General features: G+C 58.6%; 16 protein-coding genes. 6 read left to right on the forward strand and 10 right to left on the reverse strand.

Going from position 1 to position 14,652, the window contains the following annotated elements:
* Window positions 1-36 precede the first annotated feature (36 nt).
* Window positions 37-822, reverse strand: a complete 786-nt coding sequence (locus tag ACSQ13_RS06340; protein WP_176249897.1) for an enoyl-CoA hydratase — start codon at window positions 820-822, stop codon at window positions 37-39.
* A 57-nt stretch (window positions 823-879) separates the two neighbouring features.
* Here ACSQ13_RS06340 and ACSQ13_RS06345 point away from each other — a divergent pair, with 57 nt between their 5' ends.
* Window positions 880-1,299, forward strand: a complete 420-nt coding sequence (locus ACSQ13_RS06345; RefSeq protein ID WP_176249896.1) for a PaaI family thioesterase — start codon at window positions 880-882, stop codon at window positions 1,297-1,299.
* Window positions 1,300-1,386: 87 nt separating this feature from the next.
* Here ACSQ13_RS06345 and ACSQ13_RS06350 read toward each other — a convergent pair whose 3' ends face one another.
* Window positions 1,387-1,617 carry a DUF1127 domain-containing protein gene (locus ACSQ13_RS06350; protein WP_176249895.1) on the reverse strand — a complete coding sequence of 77 codons (231 nt, stop codon included), beginning with the start codon at window positions 1,615-1,617 and terminating at the stop codon, window positions 1,387-1,389.
* 99 nt (window positions 1,618-1,716) lie between these two features.
* Here ACSQ13_RS06350 and ACSQ13_RS06355 point away from each other — a divergent pair, with 99 nt between their 5' ends.
* From ACSQ13_RS06355 to ACSQ13_RS06370, 4 genes are all read left to right on the forward strand, one after another.
* Complete coding sequence (locus tag ACSQ13_RS06355) at window positions 1,717-3,132, forward strand: PLP-dependent aminotransferase family protein (RefSeq protein ID WP_176249894.1); 1,416 nt, start codon at window positions 1,717-1,719, stop codon at window positions 3,130-3,132.
* 163 nt (window positions 3,133-3,295) lie between these two features.
* Window positions 3,296-3,757, forward strand: coding sequence for a 50S ribosomal protein L13 (gene rplM / locus ACSQ13_RS06360; protein ID WP_176249893.1), 462 nt, complete (start codon window positions 3,296-3,298; stop codon window positions 3,755-3,757).
* A 2-nt stretch (window positions 3,758-3,759) separates the two neighbouring features.
* Window positions 3,760-4,248 carry a 30S ribosomal protein S9 gene (rpsI, locus tag ACSQ13_RS06365; protein ID WP_176249892.1) on the forward strand — a complete coding sequence of 163 codons (489 nt, stop codon included), beginning with the start codon at window positions 3,760-3,762 and terminating at the stop codon, window positions 4,246-4,248.
* Between the two features lie 210 nt (window positions 4,249-4,458).
* Window positions 4,459-5,460 carry an LLM class flavin-dependent oxidoreductase gene (locus tag ACSQ13_RS06370; RefSeq protein ID WP_176249891.1) on the forward strand — a complete coding sequence of 334 codons (1,002 nt, stop codon included), beginning with the start codon at window positions 4,459-4,461 and terminating at the stop codon, window positions 5,458-5,460.
* 9 nt (window positions 5,461-5,469) lie between these two features.
* Here ACSQ13_RS06370 and ACSQ13_RS06375 read toward each other — a convergent pair whose 3' ends face one another.
* The 7 genes from ACSQ13_RS06375 to guaA form a co-directional block, all read right to left on the reverse strand.
* Window positions 5,470-6,087, reverse strand: coding sequence for a TetR/AcrR family transcriptional regulator (locus ACSQ13_RS06375; protein ID WP_176249890.1), 618 nt, complete (start codon window positions 6,085-6,087; stop codon window positions 5,470-5,472).
* Window positions 6,080-6,949 carry a polyphosphate kinase 2 gene (ppk2, locus tag ACSQ13_RS06380; protein WP_176249889.1) on the reverse strand — a complete coding sequence of 290 codons (870 nt, stop codon included), beginning with the start codon at window positions 6,947-6,949 and terminating at the stop codon, window positions 6,080-6,082. Before ppk2 ends, ACSQ13_RS06375 begins: the two co-directional genes overlap by 8 nt.
* A 51-nt stretch (window positions 6,950-7,000) precedes the next feature.
* The gene (locus ACSQ13_RS06385) at window positions 7,001-7,963 is read right to left on the reverse strand and encodes an alpha/beta fold hydrolase (protein ID WP_295508499.1); all 963 of its coding nucleotides are present in this window, start codon (window positions 7,961-7,963) and stop codon (window positions 7,001-7,003) included.
* Window position 7,964: 1 nt separating this feature from the next.
* A complete protein-coding gene (metA, locus tag ACSQ13_RS06390; RefSeq protein ID WP_176249887.1) occupies window positions 7,965-8,882 on the reverse strand; it encodes a homoserine O-acetyltransferase MetA in 918 nt (305 codons plus the stop codon).
* A gap of 60 nt (window positions 8,883-8,942) precedes the next feature.
* Window positions 8,943-9,797, reverse strand: coding sequence for an ATPase (locus ACSQ13_RS06395; protein ID WP_176249886.1), 855 nt, complete (start codon window positions 9,795-9,797; stop codon window positions 8,943-8,945).
* A 166-nt stretch (window positions 9,798-9,963) separates the two neighbouring features.
* Window positions 9,964-10,797 (reverse strand): DMT family transporter, encoded by an 834-nt coding sequence (locus ACSQ13_RS06400; protein ID WP_176250216.1) that lies wholly within the window; start codon window positions 10,795-10,797, stop codon window positions 9,964-9,966.
* Window positions 10,798-10,885: 88 nt separating this feature from the next.
* Window positions 10,886-12,448, reverse strand: a complete 1,563-nt coding sequence (gene guaA, locus ACSQ13_RS06405; RefSeq protein ID WP_176249885.1) for a glutamine-hydrolyzing GMP synthase — start codon at window positions 12,446-12,448, stop codon at window positions 10,886-10,888.
* Between the two features lie 189 nt (window positions 12,449-12,637).
* On the opposite strand from guaA, the gene ACSQ13_RS06410 reads away from it, so the two are divergent.
* Window positions 12,638-14,176: a trimethylamine methyltransferase family protein gene (locus tag ACSQ13_RS06410; RefSeq protein WP_295508491.1), complete on the forward strand. Its 1,539-nt coding sequence runs from the start codon at window positions 12,638-12,640 to the stop codon at window positions 14,174-14,176.
* Here the strand turns inward: ACSQ13_RS06410 and ACSQ13_RS06415 are convergent.
* On the reverse strand, window positions 14,169-14,465 hold the full coding sequence (locus ACSQ13_RS06415; RefSeq protein WP_176249883.1) for a DUF6477 family protein: 297 nt from the start codon (window positions 14,463-14,465) through the stop codon (window positions 14,169-14,171). The genes ACSQ13_RS06410 and ACSQ13_RS06415 overlap by 8 nt on opposite strands.
* Between the last annotated feature and the right edge of the window lie 187 nt (window positions 14,466-14,652).

Below are 14,652 nucleotides of genomic sequence, written 5' to 3' on the forward strand. Positions count from 1 at the left end.
AACAATGCATGTCGAATTGGAAACAGTGTGACTGGGCTATTGCGTCCAACCGGGATCACGCTTTTCCAAAAAGGCGCTGATCCCTTCTTCGGTGTCGCGGTGCAGCATATTTTCGACCATGACGTCGCCGGTATAGGCATAGGCCTGATCGGTCGGCATCCCGAGCTGGTTGTAAAACGCCTGCTTGCCGATCTTGACAGCCACCCCCAGTTTGGCGGCGATCTGGCTGGCCAGTTTCTGGGTTTCCATCGCCAGTTCGTGTTCGGGGGCGACGCGGTTGATCAGACCCAGTTCGCGCGCGCGGGCTGCATCAATGAAATCACCCGTGGTCAGCATCTCGAACGCCTGTTTGCGCGGGATGTTACGGCTTAGGGCGACCATCGGCGTTGAACAAAACAGCCCGATATTCACGCCATTCACCCCAAACCGTGTCCCTTCGGCGGCAACGGCCATGTCGCAGGTCGCAACCAACTGACACCCGGCGGCGGTGGCGATGCCGTGCACCTGGGCAATCACCGGCTGGGGCATGGACTGGATTCGCGCCATCACGGCGCTGCACCGCTCGAACAGATCGCGAAACTGCGCGGCACCGCCATCTTCGGCCTGCCGCATCGCCGTCATCTGCTTAAGATCGTGGCCCGCGCAGAAGGCTTTGCCGCGCCCGGCCAGAATCACAACCCGCACCGCCGGGTTTTCAGCCAGGTCATCCAATGTGGTCTGAAGTGCGGCCAGCATCTCGTCCGAGAGGGCATTCAAACGTTCGGGCGCGTTCATGGTGAGCGTTGCGACCGCAGCGTCATATTCTACTTCCAGCATTGTCATCTTGCTCTCTCCTTGAATTTACCAGAGCCTACCCTCGACATATGACGGAGGACAAGTATGCCGATAATGATGGATGCCGGTGCGTTGACGGTTTTTATGAAAGACGTGTTCAAGCAGGTTGCCGATGAATTCGCGATCGACCACGTAAGCGAAACGGATCTGACGACGCGGCTTTTGGTGGAGGACCGGCATTTACGCCCCGGTGGAACTGTATCGGGGCCGTCGATTTTTGCGCTGGCCGATGTCAGCGCCTATCTGATGACGCTGGCACGGATCGGTCCAAAGGCCTTGGCCGTGACCACGAATTGTTCGATTGATTTCATGCGCAAGCCCGAAGCAGGCGTCAATCTTGTCGCCAAGACGCGGCTTCTCAAGCTTGGGAAGCTGCTGTCGGTCTGTGATGTTCTGGTGTTTTCAGAAGGGATGGATCAACCCGTCGCACGGGCGTCGCTGACCTATGCAATTCCACCCAAATAATGTACCATTAACTTTTTGATACAATCGAAAAAAGGGCCGGTAATGTACCGGCCCAAGTGAAGAGGTCTGGTTGGCGCCACAGGGACGTCACGCTTTCCAGAACACCCGAATAAACTCATCATGAGCCTGTTTGGATGTCAGTCCTACATCGTCCAGCTGCCACGGCTCCAGTTGGGAGAGGGCCAGGCGGGTCCGGCGACGTGTCGTCATCTTCGTAACACAAACCGCAAATTTTACCGCAATAACAGCGAGAACAGGCGTGCCGCGCTGGTTCAGGATGGCCACTGATTCAGTGGAAAGGGTAAGGGTCTGTGTCATGAGAATCTCCTTAATATCTGAATTGTATTGACACAATATTGAATGTACCGTAACATTGTGGTACAAAATGCCACACGCGTTGAAAAGGAAAATATTGTAATGGGTACAATTTGGCAGCCATCACTGGATCACGGGCACGGCCCCAAGTACAAAGCTGTCATTGCAACCATTCGCCACGGCATTGAAATCGGCGCATTGAAAGAGGGCGATAAACTGCCCCCCGTGCGCGATCTGGCCTGGATCTTGAAAATCACCCCCGGGACCGTGGCGCGGGCCTATACCATGCTGACCGAAAGCGGCACGTTGCTGGCCGAAGTCGGGCGCGGCACCTTTGTGGCGTCGAAAACACCCGCACCAGAGCCGGAAGGCCCGATCGAAATCGATGTCATCGCCCACAAGGCGCAAAAGCTGGATGACCATTTCAACGTCAATATGTTTTCCCCGCATCTGCCATCTTCGGGGCAGGCGGGGCTGATCCGGAAACTCCTGGCCGAGATCGCAAATGATCCGCCCTCGGGGATCATGCATTATCCCAGCCGTATCGGTGCGCAACCCGCCCGCGAAGCCGTGGTGCGCTGGTTGACCGGCACCCCGCTGGGGGCGTTTGAGCAAAGCGATGTCGTGCTGACCCATGGCGGGCAAAACGCGCTGTCACTGGTGTTTCAGGCGATCTTGCAAGGCCGCCGGCCTGCGATCCTGATCGAGGAACTGGCCTATCCGGGGTTCCGCCGTGCCGCTGAATTGTTGCGCGCCGATGTGATCCCCGTTGCGATGGATGCCGATGGCGTCATCCCCCAAGCGCTGGAAGAAGCCGCACGCAACCATGATGCGCAGATATTTTGCACCTCGCCCGAGGTTCACAATCCGACAGGTACCTTTACCCCCGTCGCCCGCCGCGATGAACTGGTCAAGGTCGCGCGGAAATACGACATCCAGATCGTCGAGGATGATTGTTACCGGATGCTGGTCGAACGGGCCCCGACCTACCGTCTGCTGGCCCCCGAACGGGGCTGGTATATCTCGTCGCTGGCCAAAATCCTGACCCCGGCCTTGCGGATCGGCTTTGCCATTGCCCCCGAAGGGCGCACGCCCGATCTGCGCCGTGTCGCGGAATACAACAGCTTTGGCCTTGCCACGCCCCTGACAGATCTCTGCGCAAAGCTGCTGACCCATCCCGACATCGACACATTGGCCGAAGGGACACGGCAGGGGTTCAACACCTATGTGCAAAGCGCGGTCAATATTCTGGGCGGCTATGATGTGACATGGCGCGCCAATGTGCCCTATCTCTGGCTGCGCTTGCCTGTGGGCTGGCGGACAGGGGCGTTTTGTCAGGCCGCCGAAGCGCAAGGCGTGCAGATCCGGTCGGCCGAAGAATTCGTCAGCCGTGACGCCCGCGCGCCCCATGCCGTGCGCCTTGCCGTGAACGCCGGTGTGTCGCTGGAAAGCTACGAGGCGGCGATTTTACGGCTGCGCCAGCTGCTGGACAGCCCGCCAGAGCAGCTGAGCGTGTGATTTTTGTGGGGTATTATTATACCTAATTTGCAAGTAACTGTTTTTGCACGGTTAATTTGGAAAACTGGCGCTTGACGCGACTTGGCGCGTGTTTATAACCCAGCCATCAGATAGCGGGGTTCGCGTTTCGGACCCCTTCACCAAATTAACGGGAATTCCCTCCATGAAAACCTTTTCTGCAACACCGGCAGATATCGACAAGAAATGGATCATCGTCGACGCTGAAGGCGTTGTCCTTGGCCGTCTTGCGTCGATCATTGCCATGCGTTTGCGCGGCAAACACAAGCCATCCTTCACACCTCACATGGATTGCGGCGACAACGTCATCGTGATCAATGCCGAGAAAATCCAGATGACCGGCAAGAAGCGTGAAGAAAACTTCTACTGGCACACGGGCCACCCCGGCGGGATCAAAGAGCGTACCAAGGCACAGATCCTTGAGGGTGCACACCCAGAGCGCGTTGTGACTATGGCCGTCAAGCGCATGTTGCCTGGCAACCGCCTGAGCCGTCAGATCATGACAAACCTGCGCGTTTATGCCGGTTCCGAACACCCCCACGAGGCGCAAAGCCCAGAGGTTCTGGACGTTAAAGCCATGAACCCCAAAAACACGCGGAGTGAATAAGCATGGCTGATGAAATCAAAACACTCGAAGGCCTCGAAGCGGCCGTATCCGAGAACGCTGTTGCTGCAGTCGAATTGACACCACGCGAGCCCGTCCGTGACGCGCTTGGCCGTGCCTATGCGACCGGCAAGCGTAAAGATGCGGTTGCCCGCGTCTGGATCAAGCCAGGTTCCGGCAAGGTGATCGTAAACGGCAAGCCGCAGAACGAATATTTTGCGCGCCCCGTTTTGCAGATGATCCTTGCACAGCCTTTCACCATCACAGGCACCGACGGTCAGTTCGACGTTGTTGCAACTGTTAAGGGTGGCGGTCTGTCCGGTCAGGCCGGCGCGGTAAAGCACGGTGTGTCCAAAGCTTTGCAGCTTTATGATCCCTCCTTGCGCGGCGCGCTGAAAGCGGCAGGCTTCCTGACCCGTGACAGCCGTGTTGTTGAACGTAAGAAATACGGTAAGGCCAAAGCGCGTAAGAGCTTCCAGTTCTCCAAGCGCTAAGTTTTGCGACAGAATATGTGGAAAGGGCCGCTCCTGCTGGGGGCGGCCCTTTTTCGTGGTGTTTGTTCGGTGTGTTTACATGCATCTGTGGGTGCGCGGGGCGGGCCGGCCCTTCGGGGAGAGTTTATTTGGCAAAATGAAACGGCTGGGGTGGTTTTGTTTTCAGTGTCGCGTGCTTAGGTTGGGGGCAAGTTGATAGGAGACACCGCCATGCGCTATTCCGTTCTGGATCTTTCGCCCGTCCCTGAAGGGTCGGATGCACGTCAGGCCATCGCAAATACCATTGATCTGGCACAGCATGCCGAGGCGGCGGGGTATCACCGCTATTGGTTGGCCGAGCATCACAATATGCCCGGGATTGCGTCGGCGGCGACATCCGTCTTGATCGGCCATGTGGCGGATCACACGACATCCATCCGCGTGGGCGCGGGGGGGATCATGTTGCCCAATCACGCGCCGCTTGCCATTGCAGAGCAGTTTGGCACCCTGGCCACGATCCACGGCGACCGGATTGATCTTGGGTTGGGGCGTGCACCCGGCGGCGATCAGGCCGTCTATCATGCGTTGCGGCGCGGGATGCAGGGCGGTGACCGGTTTCCCGATGATGTGGCGGAATTGATGGGCTATCTGGACGAGGCCCATCCCAACGCACCGGTGAAAGCGCATCCGGGGCAGGGCACCCATGTGCCGGTTTGGATTTTGGGATCGTCGCTTTACGGGGCGCAACTGGCGGCGCATTTCGGGCTGCCATATGCCTTTGCCTCGCATTTCGCGCCTGATGCGCTGGAGGAGGCTGTCGCGATCTATCGCCGTGATTTCAAGCCCTCGGCGCAATGGGCACGGCCGCATTTTATGCTGGCGGCCAATGTATTTGCCGCAGATACGGATGCGCAGGGGGCTTATTTACGCACATCCATGCAGCAGGCTTTTGTGCGGTTGCGCACCGGACGGCCCGGCAAGCTGCCGCGGCCAGTGGATGATATTGACGCCGAAGTCGGCACGCAGATGCGCCAAGCCGTTGATCAGGCCTTGCGGGTCACTGCAGTGGGCAGCCCGGATAGCGTGCGGGCGCAACTGGCCGATATGATCGCGCGCTACCAACCGGACGAGATGATCCTGACGGGGCAGATCCATGACCACGCGGCGCGGGTGAAATCCTTCCAGATTGCGGCGGATGTCTTGTCTGATCTGACCGGGCGCGCCGCCGCCTAAGCCAACCGCCTAGGTGTCGGGGTCCACCAGACCCAGACCGCGCAGGTAGATACCAATGCCGCTTTCCAGCAGTTCATCGGCTGGAAAGGGCGATGCCCTTCCCGGTGAATTGCGCGCGAACAGTTCCACCACACCGTGGCTGAGCGCCCAGATATGCGCCGAGAACATTGACGCAGGCGGGCGTTTTTCGGCCGGGATATGGCGGCTCAGATCGCTGGCTGCCTGTTCCATCACCTGATTGGCCCGATTGGCCGCTGCCGCCAGATCGGGCGTGCGGTTGACCGAAATGCCGCTTTCGAACATCGCGATGTAATGGCCGGGATTGGCGCGCGCAAAAGCCAGGTAGGCGCGGCTTGTCGCCTCAAAGGCCTTGAGCGCGGAAGGTTGGCCCGAATTATAGGCGGCGTCCATCAGATCGGCAAAGATCGCATAGCCCTGCAACGCCCCTTCGGCGATAAGGTCTTCGCGGCCCTCGAAATGGCGATAGACGGCGGCAGGGGTCACCCCCGCTTGCTTGGCCGCTTCGGAGAGGGTGAAACCGGTGGGGCCGCGCAATTCGATCAGTTCAAGTGCTGCATCGATCAGCGCCTGACGCAGATTGCCGTGATGATACCCCTGTTTAGGCATCCCAGATGTCCGGGGTGCCGCAAATCTGGTCGTCAATCGCGCCAATCGCGCGGGCGTCCTTTTGAGCGTAGTCAAAGCTGTGCAACACCGTGCGGATCGCCTGCAATCGCGCGCGGCGTTTATCGTCGGAGCGGATCACCGTCCAGGGCGCGATCGGGGTGTGGGTGCGCGCCAGTGTCTCGGTGATGGCGGCGCTATAGGCGTCCCATTTGGCCAGACCTTTAACGTCGATCATGCTGAGCTTCCATTGCTTGAGCGGATCGCTTTCGCGCGCCAGCATCCGGCGCAACTGTTCGGCGCGCCCGACGTTCAGCCAGAATTTGAACAGGTGGATGCCATCATCGACGATCATCTTCTCGAAGGGGACAACCTGCGTAAAGAAATGGTCGCGCTGCGTATCGGTGCAAAAACCGAAAACCGGCTCAACCACGCCGCGGTTATACCACGAGCGGTCAAAGAACGAAAAATGCCCGGCGGTTGGCAGATGTTTTACGTAACGCTGGAAATACCATTGGCCCGCTTCGGTCTCGGTCGGTTTTGACAGGGCGATGACATGGGCCTCGCGGGGGTTCAGGTTTTCGCGGAACCGCCCGATTGTGCCGCCTTTGCCAGCGGCATCGCGACCTTCGAAGACCATTGCGATGCGGGTGCCCGTATCGCGTGCCCATGCTTGCAATTTGACCAGTTCGATCTGCAAACGCGCCATTTCCTTGTCATAGCGTTTGCCGCCCATGCGTTCGGAATGGGGGTAGCTCTCGGACAGAACATCATCGTTTTCTGCGCGTTTGATCGCTTTGCGGATGGAATCCGGGGCGTCATTTTCGAAATAGGCGCTGATTGCACCGTCAAAGGGCAGGTCCATGGCGGCCTCCTGATACTGTCGTTATTTATATGTTATGAAGCGTTCCGGCAGCTAGCGCAAACCCGCACGCAAGGTCGCGCGGTCAATCGCGTCAAAAACAGCACTGCGTTCAACATGTTGGGGCATATGGCCGGTACCGGGCAGGGTTGTCAGCTTGGCGTTGGGCAGTTGTGTCATCAGTACCTTGGCGTGGATATCCATTGGCACAATCGTATCTCCCGTGCCGTGAATCACCTCCACCGGCATGGTCAGGGTCCCATAGTGCGGCACCATTTGACGGATGTGGGGCAAAAGCGAGTTCACCTGCTGGGCATTGGCCCGCAGGGAGGGACGGCGCAGGGCAAGGTCACTGCCGATATGCGGGCCGTAGCCCTGCGGAATAGGCTGTGGCGCAAAGATCGCCGCGAGGCTGGCCTCGACGAATTTCTTGGGCAGAAAAGCGGTGATGACCGGGATCACCAAACCGCTTCCCAATGTGGAGCCGGTCAGCTGGTATTGCCAGCCCAGACTGCCGGGCCAGACTTCGGACACCGCAGCGACAAGCACCAGCGCACCGGTCTGATCCGGGCGCGCCAACCCCCATGCCAAGGCAACAGCCCCGCCATAGGAATGGCCCAGCACAACCGGATTGCGCACCCCAAGCTGATCGGCGGCCTGCTGAAGCATCGCGGCCTGTTCCGCAGGAGAGGCGGAGCTTTTATTACACGCCCCCGCGTTGCCGGGCAAGACATCGGTCCAGCCCAATCCGGGGCGGTCAAAGCAGATCACCCGGTAGCGGGTTGCCAGTTCATCGACCATATCAAAGGTGAAATCACGCAGATTGCCCGACGCCCCGTGGATCAGCACCAGATCAGGGCCGCTGCCCCGCACCAACGCATGTACCTTGGTGCCGTTCACCTCCAAGAATTCGCCAAGCGGCGGATATTGGTCGTTGGTTATCCGTTCACGCTGATAGGCCCGCCATTGCACAAGGGCCGTCAGCCCCACGACCAGCAGGGCAACAGCGATCAGCATTTCAGGACCCGATACGATCAAGTTCAAACGGGGTGGATTGGTAGATCTCGTTGATCCAGTTGCCATAAAGCAGATGCGCATGACTGCGCCAGCGGTTCAGCGGCACCTTGGTGGGATCATCATCAGGGTAGTAATTGCACGGTATATTGATCGGTGTGCCGGCTTCGACGTCGCGGTCATATTCGTCTTTCAACGTGTCGCGGTCATATTCCAGATGGTTAAAGATATACAACGCACGGTGTGCTGCGTCTTCGACCAGACAGGGGCCGACCTCGGCGCTGCCCAAAAGCGTATGCAGCCCCGGCACGCTGTCGACCTCGGCGGCGCGCATTTCGGTCCAACGGCTGACGGGCACCACCAGATCGTCGGAAAATCCGCGCAGATAGGGCGAGGACGGGGCCAGATTGCTATGCCTGAAACAGCCGAACGCCTTGTGGTCCAGCAGGTGTTTTTTGACACCGTGGAAATAGTTGATCATCGCCATTCCGCCCCAGCACACGCCAAAGGTGGAATGCACGTTGGTCTGGGTCCAATCCATGACGCGGGTCAGCTCATCCCAATAGGTGACGTCTTGGAAATCCATATGCTCGATCGGCGCACCGGTGATGATCAGCCCGTCGAATTTTTCATCCCAGACGTCGGATACAGGGCGGTAAAAGCTCTCCAGATGGTCGGCGGCAGTGTTGCGCGATTGATGGTCCGACATCCGCAACAGGCTGAATTCGATCTGCAAGGGGGTGGCACCGATCAGGCGGGCAAACTGGTTCTCTGTCTGGATCTTTTTCGGCATCAAGTTCAGCAAGGCGATGCGCAGCGGGCGGATATCCTGCGTGGCGGCCAGTTCTTCGTCAACCACCATAACACCTTCGCGCGTCAACACGTCATAGGCGGGCAGGTCCGAGGGAAGCTTGATGGGCATAGGTAAAATCCAACTTGAAACAGACGTCTAGATAGGGCGTGCGGGCAAAACTGCCAAGGGTTAGTCTTCCATCACCCCTGCAATCAGCTCGACGAAATCCTTTTCGCAGGTCAGCGCGGCGACCTGATCGGTCGTGACAGTCACCCCCCAGCGGGCCATCGCCTCATAGCGGGGCTGGCGATGGGCCAGCGCTTGGGCATAGGTCCAGCGGATGAAAGCATCAGGATCAACCTCATCCTCTTTGCAGTTGTTTTCGCTCAGATATTCGGCCCAGACCCGCGCCAGAAACTCGGGCTGATAGGCCATCGGCTTGGGTGCGCGGTCAAAGCGGCGGATCAGTTCCTGGGTGTGGGCTTCGTCGCCCTTAATCCAGATCGGCAGGCATTCCTCCGACAGGGTCTTCATCAGCGGATCGTGATCATCTTCGGGGTCAACCCATTCGCAAATCGACCCGCCGGTGTCACAGATGAAATGCGGATAGTCGTACAAATCCTTCGCCCGCGCTGCGAAATGGGCCGTGTCATACAAGGCCGCCAGTTCGGCCTTTTTGAACGCCTCCTGACGCTTGGCATATTCCGCCATCGGCAATCCGCCTTTGGCCGGATCGCCCGGCTTGCCCAGCCAGGTGGCAACAGGCGACAGGTTATCAAAGGTGATGTTCGACCCGATATAAATGCTGTCGCTCAGCAAAAGATCGCGCAGAAACGGCACTTTCATCGCCTCGGCTTTGGCGTTGTCGGCGATGGTTTCGCCCAAATACCGCGTCCCGATGCGGTAATCGATAGAGTAGTGGAACCAGTTGCCATTGCTGCGTAGCAAATGCGACAGATGGGTCTTGCCCAAGCCAGACATGGCAAACACCAGTACTTTTTTGCGCGGTGCGGCGCGCCATGCATCAGCAGAAGGGTAAAGCATCGGTGTCGTCCTTGGATCTAACGGTTTTGCGTTACCTATCAAATGGCCGGGCGATAGACTAGCCACCCGATCACGCGACAACGCAAAAAGCCCGCCACAGAACTGCGGCGGGCTTTTATTCCCCACAGACCCTCGGTTTCAGGCTCCAAGCGTTATCCCCGAACGGTCAAATCTTTTTATGCGTCTCGACCCACAGGTTGATGTAATTGCCGATAAAAATAATGGCCGCCCCGACAAAGACCCAGATATCCAAGGCCTCGGCATAAACCAGCATCCCGATGATCGCGATGACGGGCAGGCGGATGAAATCAATCGGCACAACCACCGTGGCAGGGGCGATCGACAGGGCGTTGGTCAGGCAATAATGCGCCAGCAACCCCGCGACCCCGATCAACAGTAAAAGCGGGCCGTGGGTCATGTCGGGCAAGACGATGTCGCCGTCATATCCGGCTGTCACAAGGCCAAAGACCAACTGCGTCACGGTCAGGTAAAACAGGATCGTGGTAATGGTCTGACTGCGCGTCAGCCGTTTTGTCAGCATGATCGTAAAGGCAAAGAAGATCGCAGAGGACGCGGCGGTAATCACGCCCGCATTGATCCCCTCGACCGTGGGACGGGCTACAACCAGAATGCCCACAAACCCCATCAACGCCGCCAAAGCGCGAATTTTCGTCAGCTTTTCCCCCAGGATCAGCGGCGACAACACAATCACCCACAAGGGCGAGGTGAATTCCAGCGCGAAAACCTGTGCCAGCGGAATAACAGTGACGGCATAAAACCAAAGGTTCTGGCCGGTGAAATGCGCCAGATTGCGCCCGATCTGCAGACCCAGATTGCGCGTGTTGATCTGCCGCCATGCGCCCGTGGCAAAGGCCAGCGTGACGACCACCAAAACCCCAACCGCCGACCGGTACATCATGATCTCGAACGTGTCATAGACGCCCGACACTTCGCGCCCCGCGACAGCCATCGCGGAAAACGAACTGATCGACCCGATCATCCAAAGTGCTGCCTTCAGCGTCGGGCTCACACCCTGTCTTCCAAATGGAAAAAAATCCCCGCCGGAGGCATCTTTCTTTTGGGGAGCATCATTCCCATTCAATCGTGCCCGGAGGTTTGGATGTGATGTCATAGGTGACGCGGTTGATGCCCGGCACTTCGTTGATGATGCGCGTTGCCGTTTCGCCCAGGAATTCATGGGTGAACGGATAGTAATCCGCCGTCATGCCATCCACGGATGTCACCGCGCGAAGGGCGCAGGCAAAATCATAGGTCCGGCCGTCGCCCATAACGCCAACGGTCCGCACCGGCAGGATCGCCACAAACGCCTGCCAGATTTCATCATAAAGCCCGTGCTTGCGGATCTGGTCGATATAGACCGCATCGGCCTCGCGCAGGATTGCCAGCTTTTCGCGGGTAATCTCGCCGGGGCAGCGAATGGCCAGACCGGGACCCGGAAACGGGTGACGGCCGATAAAGCTGGTGGGCAGACCCAGTTCGCGCCCCAAGGCGCGGACCTCGTCCTTGAACAATTCACGCAGCGGTTCAACCAGTTTCAAGCCCATCTTTTCGGGCAGGCCGCCAACGTTGTGGTGGGATTTGATCGTGACCGACGGGCCACCGGAAAACGACACGGATTCGATCACATCGGGGTAGAGCGTGCCCTGGGCCAGAAACTTGGCATCGCCCACGGCGGTTGCATGTTTCTGGAACACGTCAATGAACAGCTTGCCAATGATCTTGCGCTTGGTTTCAGGGTCGGAAACCCCGTCCAGCTCGCCCAGGAACAGCTCCTGTTCGTCAGCATGGATCAACGGCATGTTGTAATTGTCGCGGAACATCTTCACGACCTCTTCGGCCTCGCCCTTGCGCAGCAAGCCGTGGTCGACAAAAACGCAGGTCAGCTGGTCGCCGATCGCCTCGTGGATCAACACTGCGGCGACCGAGGAATCAACCCCGCCCGACAGGCCGCAGATCACTTTGGCGTCGCCCACCTGCTCGCGGATCGCGGCAATCGCTTCCTCGCGGTAAGCGCGCATGGTCCAGTCGCCTTTGAACCCCGCCAGCTTGATGAAGTTTTCATAAAGCTTGGCCCCGTTGGGGGTGTGGTGCACCTCGGGGTGGAATTGAACCGCATAGAAGTGACGCGACGCATCGGCCGTAATCGCGAACGGCGCATTGGGCGAGGTGCCATAGACCTCAAAGCCCGGTGCGATGGCACTGACGTGGTCGCCATGGCTCATCCAGACCTGTTCGCGGTCGGTTTCAAACCAGCCGTCCAGCAGATCAAGCCGCGCTTGTGAAGGTGTGACAAAGGCCCGACCGAATTCGGCAGTGCCGTGGCCGCGTTCGACCTTGCCGCCCAGGCAATGCATCATCACCTGTTGGCCATAGCAGATCCCCAGGATCGGCACGCCCAGCGTAAACACCGACTGCGGCGGCATGGGCGCACCTTCGGCAAAGACCGAGGACGGTCCGCCGGACAGGATCACCGCTTTGGGATCGAAGTCCTTGAGGAAGGCGTCATCAACCGTATTGAACGGGTGAATTTCGCAAAACACATTGAGTTCACGCAAACGGCGGGCGATCAGCTGGGTGACCTGGCTGCCGAAGTCGATGATGAGAAGGCGGTCATGGGAGATATCTGTCATGCAGACTGATTATGGGCGGATCGCGCGCGTGGCAAGAGTGGACTGGGGGCCAGCCCCCAGACCCCGGGGATATTTTTAAGCCAGAGAAGGGGCCAATGTCGGTTTTTGACGCCTAAAGCCGTTATCCGCGTGAAATCGGCTCGGGGAATGGGGTAGCTAGGCGAAAGATTTGGCGAAAAGGAACATCACATGGCGGAATCAGCAAGACGTGGGCGTGGCGGCGGCGGAGCAGCGCGGCGCGCGGAGCGGTCGGCCGTATCCTTTGAGACTGCAAAGTATATCGAGCGCAATATTCCGAATTTCGAGATATTGAACGACGAATCGTTAGAGATCATCGAGCGCAACGCCGATATCATTCTGGAAGAAATCGGCGTTAACTTCCCTGACAACCCCGAAGCGTTGGAATTGTGGCGTGCGGCGGGGGCAACTGTGACTGGCGACCGTGTGCGTATCCCGCGGGGTCTGGCGCGTGAATTGTGCAAGACGGCACCGTCTGAATATACCCAGCATGCCCGCAACCCTGACCGCAATGTCGTAATCGGCGGCCGCAATCTGGTGTTGGCACCGGTTTATGGACCGCCCTTTGTGCGCGATGCTGCGGGGGGCCGTCGCTATGCCACCATGGATGATTTCAACAAATTCGTGAAGCTGGGCTATATGTCCAAGTGGTTGCACCATTCTGGCGGCACCGTGTGCGAGCCGACCGACGTGCCGGTGAACAAGCGCCATCTGGATATGTTGCACGCCCACATGACCCTGAGCGACAAGCCGTTCATGGGCTCTGTGACCGAGCCGAGCCGCGCGCAGGATTCGGTTGATATGTGCAACATCCTGTTTGGCGCTGATTTCGTGCAGCAAAACACGGTGATGACATCGCTGATCAACATCAACTCTCCCATGACATTCGACGATGTGATGATGGGCGCGTTGAAGGTATTTGCCGAAAACAACCAGGCTGCGATCATTTCGCCCTTTATCGTGGGCGGTGCGATGGCACCTGTGTCAGTGGCCGGTACCTTGACGCAAGTGTTGGCCGAAGTGATGGCGGGCATCGCCTATAGCCAGTTGGTCCGCAAAGGAGCACCGGTGATTTTCGGGGCATTTGTGACGTCGATCGACATGAATTCGGGTGCGCCGACCTTTGGCACGCCGGAAGCGTCGCATATTACCTATGGCGCGGGGCAGTTGGCGCGGCGGATGAAACTGCCGTTCCGGTCTGCGGGATCGTTCTGCGGGTCGAAACTGCCTGATGCGCAGGCCGCCTACGAGACCGCAAACAGCCTGAACATGGGCCTGCTGTCTGGCGTGAACTTTATGTTGCATGCCTGTGGCTGGCTTGAGGGCGGGTTGGTGAGTTCCTTCGAGAAATTCGTGATGGATGCGGACCAGTTGGGTGCGTTGCATCATCTGGCGCAAGGCATCCAGATGGACGAGGACGCCCAAGCGTTGGATGCCATTCGCGAAGTGGGCCCCGGCGGCCACTATCTGGGCTGTGCCCATACGCAGGCGAACTTTAAGTCGGCGTTCTGGAAATCCGATCTGCTGGACTACAAGCCGTTCGAGACCTGGCAGGACGAGGGATCGCGCGACACCCAAGCCCTGGCGTCGGCACGGGTTGAGAAACTGTTGGGAGACTATGTTCAGCCCCCCATGGACCCCGCAATCCGCGAGGCATTGGATGCGTTTGTTGCAGAACGCAAAGCGGCAGAGCCGGACAGCTTTATGTAATCGGATCTTCCGAGGACCGCAGCACGCGGGCTTCGCCGATCATGGCGCTGACCACATCAACATGGCGGACCAGGCAATAGCTTGCGTCCGCCATTTTTCTTTGGGCGTTCAGTTCTGCCTCGATCTCGATCAGGTGCATCAAGGCCGGACCGCTGCGCGGGGGGGTGCTGCACCCCAGAAGACGCCGCAAATGGCTGGCCCTGCGATAGCTTTCTGCGCCAATGCGCGCCGCCCGCATCAGCAGGGACGGGCGGTGCAGGGCGTTCAGTCTTGAGATGATATCTTGCATGTTTTCAGATCCTTGAGGTTTGAAATCGTCCCGTGACGCGGGCCGGAACCCCCGAACCATCACATGAAATTTCGATCTGTTGCGCAGCCGGTGGTCTGGCCGCGCGGGCCGGTTACGACTGTTTACCATTTGGAAACAATCATGGTTTCGACGGCGTGATTTTAACAAACACGTAACTAATGCATCT

It is taken from the genome of Sulfitobacter sp. SH22 (assembly GCF_965641905.1).
GTDB lineage: Bacteria > Pseudomonadota > Alphaproteobacteria > Rhodobacterales > Rhodobacteraceae > Sulfitobacter.